This window comes from Acinetobacter lwoffii (assembly GCF_024129595.1).
Lineage (GTDB): Bacteria > Pseudomonadota > Gammaproteobacteria > Pseudomonadales > Moraxellaceae > Acinetobacter > Acinetobacter lwoffii_O.
On the sequence record NZ_JAMXXS010000047.1, the window covers coordinates 1 to 15,694 of the forward strand.

The following is a 15,694-nucleotide window of genomic DNA, read 5'->3' on the forward strand; positions in this document are numbered from 1 at the left end:
CTGCAATCATGGCCAGAGGATCTGATTCATCTGCTGCAACTAGATTTTCCGCTTGTTCTGGTTCATCGACTGCAACCAGATTTTCCATTTCTGCAATCATGGCCAGAGGATCTGATTCATCTGCTGCAACTAGATTTTCCGCTTGTTCTGGTTCATCGACTGCAACCAGATTTTCCATTTCGTCATGACTAAATTCAGTGTCATCAACTGCAATAAGGTTTTCCGTTTGTTCTGGTTCATCTACTGCAACTAGGTTTTCTATTGGATTTTCAGCACTAGCTTCCACCTGGCTAAAGAAGTCATCGACAATATTTTGCGCTTCAGTATCTTCTTCCCATTCAACAGCCCCAAAGAATTGATCGACCACTTGTAGACATTCTTCAGGTTGTGGATTTTCAGGATCTTCAAAAACTGTTTTATCTAACTTAAATTCAGGGATAACTAAGCTAGAAATATCTATCTGTTCAGCCTGTTCTACTGTAGTAATTTCAGTTATACGTTTTTCAATTTTTGCCTTATGCAGCTTTACGTCTAAATCAGGAATAGGAATTGAAAGTTCCAGATCCTCAAAGGCAATTTTTTCTAATTGCTTGTGAGTTGGAAAACCTTTAATTGCTTTCATGCTAGGAGAAACGGACTTTAGGCGATCCACAAAAGCACTGTCATTAAAATACTTAGCCTTTTCACACATGATAGGTTTTGTATTTTCCATAAAGATAATTTCTTTATCTTGCGACAATTCTTTTAACTCTTGAGGGAGCATTAAAGCTCGTCTTTGATCTGATTCATTTTCTGAATTAGAGCCACCTTGCCCCCATGCCATAGAACGGCTTTGGCCTTTAGATTTTGCTTTAAAAGTGAAATAGCCAAGCATTTCACTATATTCATTAGCATCTCGTTGTTCTCTAGGCGGGTAAACGATCTGCAAAGCATGGTTAGTTACAAGCCCCCTAGTTTGAGTTTTATAAACGTCCTCTAACTGGCCAATAGACTGAATAATTGTTAATAAACGAATGTTATAACCCGCAATAAATGAGTTAGCGTCTGCAATTTTCGCGACTTTACCGACAGCCGTTGCTTCATCATTCACGACTAGGCACTGGTATTTCAAAGATGAATCTTGTTGTGGCAGTGTTTTTAGATTCACATCAATTAAGAGTGAATAAAACAAATTAATTAAGTTCTTAGCATCCCCTAAGCGGTTAGGTTGAACACCAAAATAAATAGACATTCTTTGTCTGCGTACATCTTCAAGTTTAAAGTCACTTGATGAAGTTGCAGCGTCCACAATCGGGTTCGCAAAAATCGTTAAAGGTGAGGTAAAAGTAGAAATGATGTTACCGAGCGTATTGTCTGGTGAACTTAAAAAACGGTTTAAAGCATCTAGGCAAGTATCACTAAGCGGTTTATCACTTTGCGCTCTTTCATCAATAATAGATCTAATATGATCCTGAATTGGCTTACCTTTACCTGAACTCTGTCTTAAAACCTCGCCCATAGTTACAGGCAGATCTTCAGTTTCAAATAGATATAGGGCTAGGCCAAGAAATAAGTTATTAGCATTGTCATTCCAGAAATCGGTTTTAGCATCACCAGTCACAGGGTAGAAACTTCGACCAATAGCAAGAATTTCACCTACTCTAAAATTTTCGTCATGACTAACGGTATCAAATGGATTCCATTTGTGAGATTTTAGATCTTCAGAAAATGGGCTGAATAGATAAACTTTCTGGCCATTCTTGGCACGAAATTTAGAAGTTAATAGGAAGTTTTCAAGCTTCAAATCCAGTACAACTACACTATCCGAATAGTTTAGAAGGTTAGGAATAACAATCGCTACACCTTTACCGCTTCGTGTCGGAGCAGCCAGAAGTACAAATTGCTGACCGCCAAGCATTAAATATTTATTATGATATTTCCCTACTAAAATTCCCTTATTTCCCATCAATCCAGATTTCTGAATTTCTTTTGTTGTGGCAAATCTGGCATCACCGTGTAACGACTGTTTTTTATTAAACAGACTAGCAATGACTAAAGCAGGGAGAACAAAAGTGATAAATAGTGCAGCGATCAAGGCACCTTGCAGCTTTTTCTTTTGTGCAGGTACATTGTGTGCATATAAATCCCAATAATACCCCCACGTTGTCAGATTCACTTCAGGAAATGGATTGGTCTTATTAGCTAAGTAATAAAGAACACCGGCCAGATATTTAGTAATAAAGAAACCAACGACCGCTAAAAAAATTGCAAGGAGTAGGATCAGGATTTTTTTATTCACGCCCTATCCCCTACAATAATTTCAGCATCACCAAATTGAGCCTTAACTTTAGAAACAGGATCAAATTTGATTTCAGAAATAAAGCGTTCTTTACCTACTAAATTGCTTTCATCATCATAAATTTTCTTCACTTCAACATGAACAATAATATCAATGGTTAAAGCAACTAATTCCTTTAGTGTAGTGGCATCATAGATATTTGCTTGTTCATGTTCTTTGCACATAAAAACGTAGCGATCATAAGCCAGTGAACAGCTTTCAGCGTGATAACTTGTAATTGAGCCACTGTGACCAGTTGTAAGCAGCTTCAGAAAGTCAAAAGCCTCTCCACCACGTAATTCAGCAAGTAATACACGGTCTGGCTTCATACGCATATTACTAGCGATCAGATCAGATGGAGTTACCTTAGCTTTACCTTGACCACCTTTGGAATAAAGTAGGTGAACCTTGTTTTCATGCGGAACAAAAAGTTCACGTACATCTTCAATAGTCACAAGACGTTCATCTTTGGGAATGTACTGACAAATTGCCTTCATGAAAGTGGTTTTACCTGAACCAGTATCACCAACAACTGCAATATTTTTCTTACATTGAACAGCGAATTTAAAAAATCCCTCAAGATCTTTGTTTTCTAAAAACTGGACTAGTTTAATATCTTCAGCACGTAGTACAGGTTTAAATTGTTCAAACTCTTTAGATTTTCCATATCTAAAGTGGTCAAAGAAACCTTGATCTTTATACTCTTGTAGTGTTCGGTTTGATTCGTCAGGAATACGGATCGTCATTGATACCGTACCATTTTCAGTGGCTGGCGGTAGAACAGTCTGAATACGCTGTCCATCAGGCAGTTGAGCAGACAATATAGGATTTTCTTGGCCAATCCGTTGATTGGTATAGGTAGCAATAACATTCGCTAAAGCTGTTATTTGCCCCATGTCCAGATCTAAAGGATGCTTTTCCCATCCTTTATTAGATTCTGTCCAAACTTCATTTGGGGCGTTAATTGCAATATCAGTCACCCCTTTAGTTTTTAAGAATTTTTCTAAGGGAAGTAATAGCTGTCTAACCATTACATCCTTGCTTAAAACATTATTTTGCACGGAGTTCATACACACCTCTGAAATCTATATCTTTGGCCACGTAAATTGAAGCTACATCACCCTGATTTTTATAAATTGTTGGCTTGATATTGATTGTTTCATTCAACACTGTTTCAGCCATTGATTTACCCATGTCTGAAGTGTTTTGAAGCATATAAGGAGTGCTATTGTTCCCGCCTGTTTCTTTAGAAATACCGTAAGCAATAGCGTCTTGAACTAAAGAAAGCATAAACGCTGCACCGATACGTGCGCCCCAACGGTTATCCACTCGACCACTTAACCCCCCTGTTCCTAAATGGTCTGCTGCGGGAGAATCAATATCGACAATAACACCATGCGGAGTTTTTAAGCGTGACCAGATGATACCTAAACGTCTTTGGCCTTGTGCTGCAATACTTTTGTATTCTCCAATGACTTCAGATCCCGCTTCAGCAAGGACTACACGACCATTATCAGAATAAACAGGTTGTGGAAGGACACATGAAGCCATACCGCCAATTTCTGAAACGACTTTAACTGACAGGTTGCAACGGATTACACGACCTTTAGCAATTAAGTAATTTCGATCCCCAATAAACCTAGCCTGGACTTTATTAGAGGAATGATTAGCCATGTTAGTTGTAGCTTGTTGTGGCTGATGCTGCTGCATAGGTTCATCATCATCATGCGCTAAAGACATCAAACCAGATCCAGAGAAATTACCAGAACGGCTATTACTATTCTGATCCTGTTCAAACTGTTTCATCATGCCTGTTACTTGGTTATAAGCTGCTTGATGATTCATGCTTGACGGCTGGCCAACCGCCCCGCCTTGTTGTGAAGGATTGACAAAAATCCCGCCACCGTAACGGCTTCCATTATTTAAAGGTACATATTGAGCTTGTTGTTGTGGCTGTGGCTGAATTACTACAGGTTGTTGATTTGCTGCTTGCTGTTCAACTACTGGCGCAGCTTCAGGCTGTCTTAAAATCTGCTGACCATTTTGGCATTGAAAAACCAACATGCCGTTATAAGTTAAAGCATTGCCATTATTGTCTGTTAGCTGTCTAGGAATACTTTGATCCTGACAGGCATCTAGGCTTTGAAATTGAGCATTTTGACCCGCATCCATTGGCATAGGATCAGTATTAGTAAAATCCCGTCTTTTAGCTGAAGTATCTAGGCTTGGATCTATCTGATTTTCTTTTAATTGGGCTGCTTCTTCAGCATCACTACTATCTGAAAAGAAGTTATAGGCAAAGACTGCTATAACAGTAAAAAGTACCGCCATAACTGCAATAAACGCTATTTTTTTACCTTTTCCATCTTCCTGATCCCCACGTTCATTGACAGACACAATGCCATTTTCTGATTCGTTAAATTCTTCATCAGGAGCTTGTTGATCATCTAATGGTTTTTGATCATTAATATTCATTAGTTCATATCCCCAGTAATGACACGTTTAACACCCTCTACAGTAGTGCCATCTTGAGGAGCAACACCGACAGGATCATAAGATTCATTGAAAATGCTCACTACGCCTTTTCCTTGACGTAAAACAAATTTTTTAGCTAGAGCTTCAACAATTAAAAGTTTTGGATCTTCTTTACTGATATGGAAATTAACTTTTTCTTCCCCTTCCGTACCTTCAATAAATACGACTGGAATATCAGTATTTCCTTTAAATCGCATATAGGTAAAACGACCGTCATCAAATAGCATTTCAGGAACAAAATGCTTCCCTTTGCTGTTTGCAGCTTGACGATAATTCCAGTTTTTAGGGACAGGCGCAGCATTGGCTAAACGATGCTGTAAAACCAAAAATTCAGTAAGTTGGCTTTCTTCTTTTAATTGTGCTGCATAAGCGTTATAGCGTTGAGCTTCTTCCTGCTTCCGTTTTTCTTCTTCTTCTTGTGGGTATTTAAAGACAACACGATACATCGGTTTTTCTTTGGCATTATTTAGAACTTGAAAATCAAAACTATAATCACGCTTATTAGTGCGTAACTCTAAGTTATTCCGAGTAGCCTTATCCTTTGGCTTCACCCATACTAAATTTGATCCAGTATCAGCAAAAATACACCAATTGGTGTCATCCTTTTCACAGTCTGAAGGGTATCCAGTAGCAGCACCACGCTCTAAAATTCTTTCACCTTCACCTAATACAATGCGGGTTACAGTGCCTTTTTTGACAGTAATTCGATAAACATCATTAGGAACATAATTGATTGTTCTAATACGTGAATCGGTAGGCAAAGCTTTAGGCGTAATTGCTGCATAAGAGATCCCATGCACCGCCAAACCCAAAGCAAGAATTAATTTTTTCATGTAATGATCCTTTACATTCCTTGTTGAGCTTGTGGCTGAACAGCAGCCCTGCCTTGTTGAATCGGAACATAGACTTGCTGACTAGGTTCAACAACCGCAGCTTGCGCTACAGGTCTGTTAGGAGATAGTTCAGGATCGACACGATAGCCCACGACCTTAAAGCCGAATGGGTTTTTAATTAGATCTTTTTCTACCAGTTTATTTAGATTGTTCGGAGCATATTCATATCGAATACTTGCAATATAATATTGTGGCTGTTCATCACGATTAGCTTCGACTGAATGCAAAGTCTTAGTGAAGCGGACACTAGCAGTAAAACCTGTTTCATCCTGATTAGTCTGGACAGAAATCACATCAACTTTTAATTCATATTTTTTGCCGTATTTTTTATCTCTTGCACTATCACCTTCATAGAGTGAAGCAAAGTCATTACCGACCTGATTACTACTCATAGTCATGACTAAATCATAATCTGGCTGTAATAACGGATAGAAATAACTCTCACGGGCGGTTACATAACGAGTAATGTTATTTTTATCAATTAATTCTTGTTTGCCTTTTACTTGCTGATCATCAACAACGCCCACGTATTCAACATTTCCTTGAGCTTTATCTACTGTGAAAACAACAGGTACAGTCTGGCGCATTGGAGCTAATGTCACTAATCCAATGGCTTCTAAGACGGCCACGCCCACCGCTACTTTTGCAATAGTCCAAGCTTTACGTTCTGACTTAGCCCGCATCGCAATAAGATCTGCTTCCCAATCCATAGCTTTTTCATAGCTTTTAGCTTCTTCAGCAGCAGATACTTTTTTAAGTTTGTTCATGATAGACCCGATAGACCCTATTAGAGTTATTTCTCTAAGTATGCCAAAAAATATAAAAATCGTAAACCAAAATAATATATTTTGGTTTTATAAATTCAATGTTTTCTGAAAAATTGCAAAAAAAATACCCATTTCAAAAGAAATGGGCTTTTTTTTAAAAGTTTAGTTACCAGAGTAGCCGTCAAGAATGTTGCCTTTTTGGGCAGCACGTTTTAATCGGCCTTCAATTTCAAGCTGTTGTGCTGCATCTTTTTGAGCTTGCGCCTGCGCCTGCATCAAAGCAATTCGGTTTGCATCATTAGCAACTTGTGACTGTTCCGCTTGAATCCTAGCCTGTAACTCAGCGATAGCTTTAGCATCAGTAGTGTTATTGATCTGTTTACGCAGATTATCAATCTGTTCAGTACGCAGATCCGCAACGCCTAACGCTTGCTGATTTAAAGCCTGTGTTTGTGCATTGTTATTTAATGCAGCTTGACAGGCTTTATAGTTCTGGCCAGTTCTTGAAGCACAGTCATAAACCATTGTGGCATCACGAATGTTTCTAGCTGCTGAAGTCATACCATTGACACCGCCTTGTTGGATGCCTTTATAAATGTCAGCAACATCACTTGGAATCACGTCTTTAAGATATGGATTATTGACAGCATCACCGAAACCACGAATACCAGTAATGGAATCGTATTGCTGTTTTGCCTGTTGGATCTGGTTCACCATCTGATTGTATTGCTCACCCCAAGCCACCATATTTTGAACAGCTTGAACAAGGTTAGCACCGTCAATGACAGGAATACCTGTAGCATTGGCTTGACCACTAATAAACAAAGATGAACCTAAACCCAAAGCTAACAATTGTTTTTTCATTAGAAAAATTCCTATTTGTTTCTTTTGAGGTTAGAGAGAGTGTGTCGTTGATATAACGGCTTAGATCCTCCTGTATTCGAGCTATTGGAATTATTAGAGCTGCTAGAATTCCCTTGAACACTTCCCCCAGTGGTAGGAGTAGCTGAAGCACTATCAGATTTTGAATTATTACCGCCACGACCTTTAGTAATTGCTTGAGCTACAGCACGACCGACACCTTGAACACCCGCCCCACCTGTTATGGCTGAAGCCATCGTTGGAATGTTCCACATGATCACTACAATAGTTCCCGCAACAATACAGAGGGAAACTACAGAAGTAAGAATGTCACCCGCATCAAAGTTATTAGCGATTTGCGTACACATGCCTGAAACGAAAGCAAAGAGCATACTGATAATTGCGGTGATAAAGCCTATGGTGAAAACATAGCTCAATGTTTGAGAAAGCCAACTTTCAAAATATTTTTGTGTAGCAGGAAACATTGCACACAGAATGAATATGGGACCAACGCCTAAACAAAGTTGCAGACTGATTTTTGCCAGTAAATATAGGCCAGTACCAATGAAGAACAATAGGAATTGAGCGACAGAAACAACAGCAGCAGATAAATACAAGCCAATATCAGGGAAAACGCCAGAAGCTGATTCAGCTTCCTCACCTAATTTTTGGATTAATTCACCCCACGGAACGCTCACTTGATCCAGTAAAGCACCTAACGAAGTTTCACCACCTGGACTAACAATCTGAATTAAACCGATAGCCAATCCGTTAATAGCTTCAACAACAAAGGATTGATAGACTCCAGCACTTAAAGCAATTCCACCAACAAAAGCGATCTTAAAAAACTTCCATAAAGCGGTATAAATAGAATCTTCTTGTGCACCAGTCGCAATATTGTAGCCAATGATCAGGATATAAATTGTTGCAGCAGTCAAAGCTATAGGAACAATTGCAGAAGCGATATTACTACTAACACCTGTCACGTAACTTGCTAATAGAGAATCAATTTTTGTTTCTAATGTAGTAATAATTGCCATTGCAATCCCCTATAAATCCTTAATTATTTTGAATCTGGGTTATATCCATCAAGGATATTTCCAGATCCTTTTTTGGTTTCTGCTTTTACTGGTTTTTGAGGTGCAGAAGGATCATATTCATCAAGAATATTGCCCTTTTGGGATGCTCTAGCCTTACGCTGCTTCAGTTCTTCTTGCTGTTCAGCAGTTAAGTCTTGAGGTTTTAATTGTTGTGCAGCCTTCACTTCTTCTTTTAACTGCTTAACCTGTTCCTTATCATCAGAACATGCAGTTGTTAAAGTAGAAATAACCAACAAACTTGATAGTGCTAAAAACTTAGTCATGACTAAGCAACTCCTTTTTCTGAAATTAATTTTTTACGTTCTGCGATCCGTTGTAAGAAAAGTTCGCCCCAATCGTTAGGATCTTCACCAACTTCATTCATGAGATTTTCGAGAAGTTCTACATTATCCTTAGAGCCTGAAATAATCTGTAAAACGTCACGCATTTCGCCTAGATCCATTTTGCAGAGTGCGGAACGGCTACCCTGCTTAACTAAGAACATGCGTGAGTTTTCTTCTAGCTCTTTAATAATTTCAAATTCTTGCGGAGTGACCTTAAAGCCGTTTACATAGTCATCGTAATCAGCACGAGGATTAGGTAAAAAGATTTGAGTAACGCTTTGTTCAACCATTGTTTTACCAATGTCAGAATCTAAAACGTCACTTGGGGATTGCGTCATAAAGACACCTAAACCATTCAATTTACGAATAGTTTTCTGCTTATCTTTGGCAAAATCTTTGAAATAGTCATCTGTTAATGGCTTCCAAAACTCGTCCATCCAGTAAATAAACGGACTACCATCAATCAATGAATCTGTGATGTGTAATAGATAAGCCATGATTGGTGTACGGACTTCAGGATCATCTAAAAATTCCGTGTAGTCATAACCAAAGATTGGCATTTTGGCTTTAGAAAAGTCTTGAGTATCGTATGGATTATCAAAGACCCAAGATAAATTTCCGTCATGATCAGCAGTGTTACACCACTTAGCTAAACGATCCTGAAGCGAATCGCCCCCGCCATTTACTTTCAGATTCATATATAAAGCTGAAAGTCTGCGGAGTTCTAACGGCATATCATCACGCATAATGGTACGAACAGCCTGACTGATTTCTAGATCTTCGGCAGCATTACGAACGCCACCTACCAGAATTTTTACAAGCTTTTCTACAAACTGAATATTTGTTTCAGTCGGTGGTAGCTGCAACGGATTAAAGCCAGTTGGTACACCACGCTCTAAGGCATAGTATTGACCCCCAATCCGTCTAATCCCAATTTCTGCGCCCCTATCTTTATCAAAGAAAACACCCTTCAGATTTTTATACTTACAAGCAAACATCATCATGGCCATGACTAGGGTTGTTTTCCCCACACCAGTTGTTCCAATGACACACGTATTACCTGGCATCTTGTCATCTGTAGAATCTTGCTTATCAGGGCTGACATGATGATTAAAGTAAAATGGTTGGCCACTTGGAGTTTTAAATAAAGCTAGTGCTTCACCCCAAGGATTGCCGTCACGCTTACCTCTTGCGAAGTTATGAAAAGGGCTTAAAGCAGAAAAATTTAGGCTTGTGAGATATGCTTCTCTTGGACGCATATTAAAGTTACCCGCTAATTGCGAGAACCATGCACATTCAGGAACAGTATCAATTACAGCCATTTTGAACCCTGCTTCATCTGATAAAGCAGTTCTGGCACTCGAAACATTCAGAGCAACTTGATTTGGTGAATCACCAAAAATCGCAAGCGTATAGTGATATTCGCCTAACTGGAAATTCCCGCTATTAGCTTCACTCATAGCCAGATCAATATCACGAATCTCTTGATCTGAAACGTCCTCTACAGAATTTAGCTGTCCTTTAATTGTTTTTAATTTATCTACAGCATCACGCTTGCCATAAACCGTGAAACTTTGAGTTTCAATGTATTCATAGTTTCCATACAGGATGGAATTGCACATTCCTGATTCTGATAAACGTGGAAATTCTTGAATATCCAGAAAGCCTACATATTTTTGAGCTTCAGGATGTTTGATCTGTAAATAGCCGTTTTTGTCACCAAAGAACAAGCGACTACTTGGAATATATTGATCAAGATTAGCTTGTCTTAAAGGGATTTCTTCCCAAACTCCATTAGTTAAGAAACCAAGCAGATTACACATTTCGGAGTAGACAAAACCTTTCTTGGTATAGGTCGCCAGACGTTCTGGATTGTAGTGATATAGACTTGCTTCAACCTGTTTGGCTACATCATCCAAAATATCCAGATCCCGCTTAATCTGCTTTTTCAGGGCTACTGGATCACGACTAGCTTTACTCTTAAAAATCTTTGTTAATCTGGAAATTTCAGGACGATAAAGAATTGTTAAATACAATTCAGTAGCCATCTGTTTATTCTTTTCACCCTGAAACTGCTGATAATATCTTTCATTAAAATCAGCAATAAAATCATTTTCATAAACGCCATTTAGACGTTCATTAACTCCCCTACGAATCTTATGCGTCCAAACAGCAAAGTGACCGCCACCTAAAGCACGATAAAAATTATTTAATCCTTCTTTACGGATTCTAATAATATCGGCTTCAACTGTTTCAAACGAAATGCCTTCTAATTTCCATGTAGCAATGTATTCACCATTTTTAAGCTTAATAACATTGTTGGAAACATGATTACCAAACGGCAGATAGTCTGAAATTGCGACTTCAGCATTTGCGCTATCTTTAACTTGCTGTTTTGAACGCATGATATTGTTATTTCCTTTTCTTTAATTTAAGTGGCGAAAATGAGATTGCTCCCCATTTTTGATGGTTCTGGATCTGTTTCCCTCTTATGCGCCACCGCATCAATACTTGCTTTAATCGTTGGTCATCTACTTTTGTTATTGCCCGCATCCAGAAGTAAATAGGCACATAAATAGCTGCTATAAATAAAGTCACATAGGCACTAAGTAGATAAAAAGACCAACCCGCTAAAAGAATTGCTACCCCCGTCACCAACAAAAAAGGCAACATTGGAACGCCAAAAAGCATGGCAGGACGAGTGCAACCCCTGAAAATTGGATCAGAAAAATTCGACATTAGTTAATCAGCCAAGCAGCGATACCCGCAGCACCACCTACCAAAATCCCCCCGATAACGATGTTAGAAATGTCTGACCACTTCGCTTGTTGCCAAGCCAATTTAAAGCCAGCCCACATGATAGTGATGGTAAATACAGTTACAGCCACACCCGCTAAGACTGACTGAACATTAGCCATAACCGTATTAACTTTTGAGATTTGAGCAAAAGCAGGGCTTGAGATTAACGTCATGAACAACATCAATACGCTTGCTTTGATACCAGTCGTTTTAGTCGTTGTTATTTGCGTTTGATTTGCTTTCATTATTTTCTCCAAGTGAAGCAATTAAGACCTAGCGCATTAAGTACCAAGAACAATATTTTTGGAAAATCAAATATTGTTCATTGGTACTGTATATTTAATATATTACACTAAGTTTTAAACTTTTTGAAAATATTTTAAAAGATCATAGAAGATTTTAAACTTTTTTCTTTTTCTTTAATATTTGTGCCGTTAGTTAAGAAAAATGAAGGTCGTTTCTCCACTACTGGAAGGCTTTGAAGTTCTGTATTTTCGGTATATCCATTGGAGTTAGGCATATCTGCATTAGTAGCAAAATATGCAAGCTGTTCTGAGCTATTCATAGGAGGTGAGGGAGGATTGAATTTTACAGGCATGGTATTGAGTGAACCATTAGCAAAATAATTCAAATTTCTTGATACTTTCGCTACATACCCATTTCTAAATCCTGATGAATGGTTGCCAGTGTTATAGCAAGACATAGCTTTATAAATATCTTTGCCTTTTGCCCTATTTCGGCAGTCATTAAAGATAAATTGCATTGCGCTTAGATTAGTGCAGGGATCAAAAACTTGCTCGACACTAAGATTTAATCTTTTGAAATTAGCACTATTAATTTGAGCAAAACCAACATCAATATTTCGTCCCTGGCTAATTAATCTTTTGGCCACAGATACAGCTTCTTCATAGCTAGTCGGCTGTTTTTTAAGACCTGCGGCACGATTAACCCCTATCGCAAAAGGATTAAATGAGGATTCAGATTTAACAATTGCAGACGCAATATTTACATCAACTTGTGGCGCACATTGTTGTGCCAAAACTACGAAATCAATCATTACTTTTTCACCTCAAATTTTGGCTTACCTTTTTGATCTGGATAAGTAGCGGAGCACCCATTTTTATAGTTGGTACACCCCCAAAAATAGCCATTTGCCCCATTGATCCGTCTTAAATCACTGGCACATTGAGGACATGAATAGACTTCAAGAAGTGGCTTTTTATTAACTTCAGGCAAAAAGACTTTGCAATCTGTTTCCCGATTAGGACAGAACCAGATCGGATCTTTACCTTCTTTTTTGGATCTGAATAATGGCGTTGAGCATTTAGGGCAAGGATATTTGATTTTCTCTACTGGCTGACCTTTCTTGTCATCCATCGAGTGCTTACATTCCTGATCATTGCAGATCCAAAAAAATTCTTTAGTTTGCGAATTTTGGAATTTATTTAAGCGACCTGTTTTACATTTAGGGCATGAATGAATAACTTTTTCGACTGGTTTACCCTTGTCGTCATTCATCGAGTGCTTACAGTCCTCATTGCTACAAATCCAAAAAAATTGATTGGTTTTAGTATTCTTAAATTTTTTTAACTGGCTTTTACACTTTGGACAAGGTATTGCGTTTATAGCTGTCAGTTTTGAAGCTGTACTTAGCTCTTGAGCAAGTTGAGTGTATAAGGCAGAAACAACCGAATTATATGAAGTTTCACCAGATGCAATTTTATCTAGCTGCAACTCCATCTCTTTTGAATAGTGCAGATCCAGAAAGCTAAACTTAGCTTTTAACAGACTACCAATTAGATCATTCCCTAATTTAGTTGGTTTTAAGACTTTCTTTTCTACCTCCAGAAAGCCCTTATTCAGAATATTGGCCATAATTGATGAATAAGTAGAAGGGCGACCAATCCCGCAGCTTTCCAATTTTTTAATTAGTGAAGCTTCTGTATAGCGTTTTGGTGGCTTAGTTTGTTTTGCAATAACTTCACCGCTTTCAACATCAACAACAGAACCAACTTCTAAGACCGGCACCACGCCTGAAGGCTCGTTTTCATCTTCATTCAGGCAGTCTTTACCAAAAACCATCCACCCTTTTTTTATTAGCTCACGGCTTTTAGCATGGAACTTATATTTTCCATCTTCAGACAGTAATTCCAAAGTAACGGCTTTATATTCAGCTTTGGCCAATTGACTTGAAATAGTACGTTCCCAAATCAATTGATATAAAGCTTTTTGTTCTGGTGACTTTCCTAGATCTTTATCAGTTATGTGAACAGGTCGGATTGCTTCATGGGCGTTTTGCGCCCCATCTTTTTCCTTAAACTTATTAGGCTTTTCAGGTAAAGAAAATTGATGTTCATTAGCATAAGCAAAGATTTCTTCTACACTTTCATCAGCTATGTTTAGGCCGTCAGTCCGAATGTAAGTAATTGCCCCTTGTTCAAATAATGCCTGTGCTGCTTTGGTTGTTTGTTGAGGGCTAAAGCCTAACGCTACACTAGCAGCTTGTAAAAGTAGGGCTGTAGAGAAAGGAGAAGGAGCATTTGAATACTCTGTTTTTTCAGTGCAGTTTAGAACTTTAACTTTCTTAGTTTTTGCAACTTCTTCAGCTAAGGAACGATCTAAAACATAAGGCTGATCCTCAGTTACAAATTCCGTTGTAACCCATTGCGAGATCCATTTTTTAGGCTCTTTATCAAAACTCAAATTAACGCCAAAGTGGTTAGTAACTTTGAATTTCTGGATTTCGATTTCTCTAAGGACAACGATTAAAACAGCAGGAGATTGTACCCGCCCCGCAGATGAAGGCTGACCCATAAGATTAGATGCAATAGGGGAAACTAGATAGCCCACCAGACGATCTAAAGCCCTACGTGCTTCTTGAGCATATACAAGCTGATAATCTAAACCACGCCCATTATTAATGGCTTCTTTAATAGCTTTTTCTGAAATTTCATTAAATTCTATTCGTTCAAATTGACCATCTTCCAGACCTAAACATTCTTTTAAATGCCATGAAATAGCTTCACCTTCCCTGTCTGGATCGGTAGCTAAATAAATCTTGTCTGCTTTATTCAAAAAGGCTTTTATTTTTTCAATACGTTTTTCGCCACCGTCAAAAGTTCTGTCATTAACTTTGGCATCAGGAATAAATGAATATTCCATTGCAAAATCATTGGCTATATCAATACCTAAGCCTTTTCTTGGTAGATCCCGAACATGGCCAACACTGGCCACAACTTTAAAATCAGATCCTAAAAAACTTCCAATTTTTGAACATTTGTTAGGAGATTCAACGATTACAAGATTCATGGGTTATTTCCAAATTGTGAAATTTAGGAAACTCGAAAGCCCACAAAGAAAAGATGAATATAAGAAAGCAACTACTTGAAATTTAGTGAAATCTACAAGGATTTCTAAAAGCAGTGCATCTTGTGGCATGAAGCACACAAGATAAACACATGAAATAACTAGAAAAAATTTTAAAAAATTTCCATATTTATTTAAACTTATACCCATTTTCTTAAATACCGTCTTAGGACTTTAAAGAATACAATCCAAAATATACCATATTGGAAAGGGCTTTTGTATTTTTTTACTTGATTCTTATTATTTTTACTTCTTCTGTATAAATTTTTTCTTTCAAGAAATCATTAAGCCTAGTCAGATCCTTAAAGATCCTAGCTTTATCTTTTTCTCGTCTTGTTGTTAAAGTCCAAACCTTTTGGCCTGACCATGCCAGTTTTGCTGTGATAAAAAATCCACCCTCAAATTCATTAATAATTAACTCTTTAATAAATCCTTGTTTATTAGATTCCTCTAGCACCACCTCTGAAATAGAAAAATCAGGATCAATATTTATAAAATCAGTCATCCATAAAACCTTTTAAAGCACCCATAACAAAGGTGCATTATCATCAATTTAGGTAATCTTGGTAAAGTTATTTTAAATAATTTAAAGAAATTTTAAATGTTTTAGCTAAATTCTGCTTTAGTCATGACTAAAAACCTCGATGCTTGGATAAAAGCTGCAAGCTGCAGCGTTTATCCAGGCATCTATATTACCTATCTAATCCAGATCCATAGCACATATATCAGAGCA

The 15,694-nt window shown here is 37.9% G+C and carries 14 protein-coding genes; all 14 read right to left on the bottom strand.

All coding sequences use genetic code 11. The features are described 5' to 3' along the window. Positions 1-2,278, bottom strand: a 2,278-nt coding sequence (locus NI466_RS14405) for a type IV secretory system conjugative DNA transfer family protein (protein WP_253173911.1), incomplete at its 3' end; no start/stop codon positions are given. Further along, positions 2,275-3,387 (bottom strand): P-type DNA transfer ATPase VirB11, encoded by a 1,113-nt coding sequence (gene virB11 / locus NI466_RS14410; RefSeq protein WP_253173912.1) that lies wholly within the window; start codon positions 3,385-3,387, stop codon positions 2,275-2,277. The genes virB11 and NI466_RS14405, both read right to left, overlap by 4 nt. After that, positions 3,368-4,792, bottom strand: a complete 1,425-nt coding sequence (gene virB10, locus NI466_RS14415) for a type IV secretion system protein VirB10 (protein WP_253173913.1) — start codon at positions 4,790-4,792, stop codon at positions 3,368-3,370. The genes virB11 and virB10 overlap by 20 nt, the downstream gene beginning before the upstream one ends. Next, complete coding sequence (locus tag NI466_RS14420; protein ID WP_015060278.1) at positions 4,792-5,685, bottom strand: TrbG/VirB9 family P-type conjugative transfer protein; 894 nt, start codon at positions 5,683-5,685, stop codon at positions 4,792-4,794. The genes virB10 and NI466_RS14420 overlap by 1 nt, the downstream gene beginning before the upstream one ends. Before the next feature lie 11 nt (positions 5,686-5,696). Then, entirely contained in the window at positions 5,697-6,512 is an 816-nt protein-coding gene (locus NI466_RS14425) for a VirB8 family type IV secretion system protein (RefSeq protein ID WP_253173914.1), read from the bottom strand. 162 nt (positions 6,513-6,674) lie between these two features. After that, positions 6,675-7,376 carry a P-type DNA transfer protein VirB5 gene (gene virB5 / locus NI466_RS14430; RefSeq protein ID WP_004644764.1) on the bottom strand — a complete coding sequence of 234 codons (702 nt, stop codon included), beginning with the start codon at positions 7,374-7,376 and terminating at the stop codon, positions 6,675-6,677. 11 nt (positions 7,377-7,387) lie between these two features. Beyond that, positions 7,388-8,413, bottom strand: a complete 1,026-nt coding sequence (locus tag NI466_RS14435; protein ID WP_068550243.1) for a TrbL/VirB6 family protein — start codon at positions 8,411-8,413, stop codon at positions 7,388-7,390. Positions 8,414-8,436: 23 nt separating this feature from the next. Then, positions 8,437-8,736, bottom strand: coding sequence for a hypothetical protein (locus tag NI466_RS14440; RefSeq protein ID WP_015060281.1), 300 nt, complete (start codon positions 8,734-8,736; stop codon positions 8,437-8,439). Positions 8,737-8,738: 2 nt separating this feature from the next. Continuing rightward, positions 8,739-11,201: a VirB4 family type IV secretion/conjugal transfer ATPase gene (locus tag NI466_RS14445; protein WP_253173915.1), complete on the bottom strand. Its 2,463-nt coding sequence runs from the start codon at positions 11,199-11,201 to the stop codon at positions 8,739-8,741. 7 nt (positions 11,202-11,208) lie between these two features. Next, on the bottom strand, positions 11,209-11,535 hold the full coding sequence (locus NI466_RS14450) for a VirB3 family type IV secretion system protein (RefSeq protein ID WP_005407440.1): 327 nt from the start codon (positions 11,533-11,535) through the stop codon (positions 11,209-11,211). Beyond that, positions 11,535-11,840, bottom strand: coding sequence for a TrbC/VirB2 family protein (locus NI466_RS14455; RefSeq protein WP_004644768.1), 306 nt, complete (start codon positions 11,838-11,840; stop codon positions 11,535-11,537). Before NI466_RS14455 ends, NI466_RS14450 begins: the two co-directional genes overlap by 1 nt. A gap of 134 nt (positions 11,841-11,974) precedes the next feature. Next, positions 11,975-12,652, bottom strand: coding sequence for a lytic transglycosylase domain-containing protein (locus NI466_RS14460; RefSeq protein ID WP_068550239.1), 678 nt, complete (start codon positions 12,650-12,652; stop codon positions 11,975-11,977). Next, positions 12,652-14,904 carry a type I DNA topoisomerase gene (gene topA / locus NI466_RS14465; protein ID WP_034686384.1) on the bottom strand — a complete coding sequence of 751 codons (2,253 nt, stop codon included), beginning with the start codon at positions 14,902-14,904 and terminating at the stop codon, positions 12,652-12,654. Before topA ends, NI466_RS14460 begins: the two co-directional genes overlap by 1 nt. Positions 14,905-15,187: 283 nt before the next feature. Continuing rightward, a complete protein-coding gene (locus NI466_RS14470; RefSeq protein WP_005248732.1) occupies positions 15,188-15,466 on the bottom strand; it encodes a hypothetical protein in 279 nt (92 codons plus the stop codon). Positions 15,467-15,694: the final 228 nt, after the last annotated feature.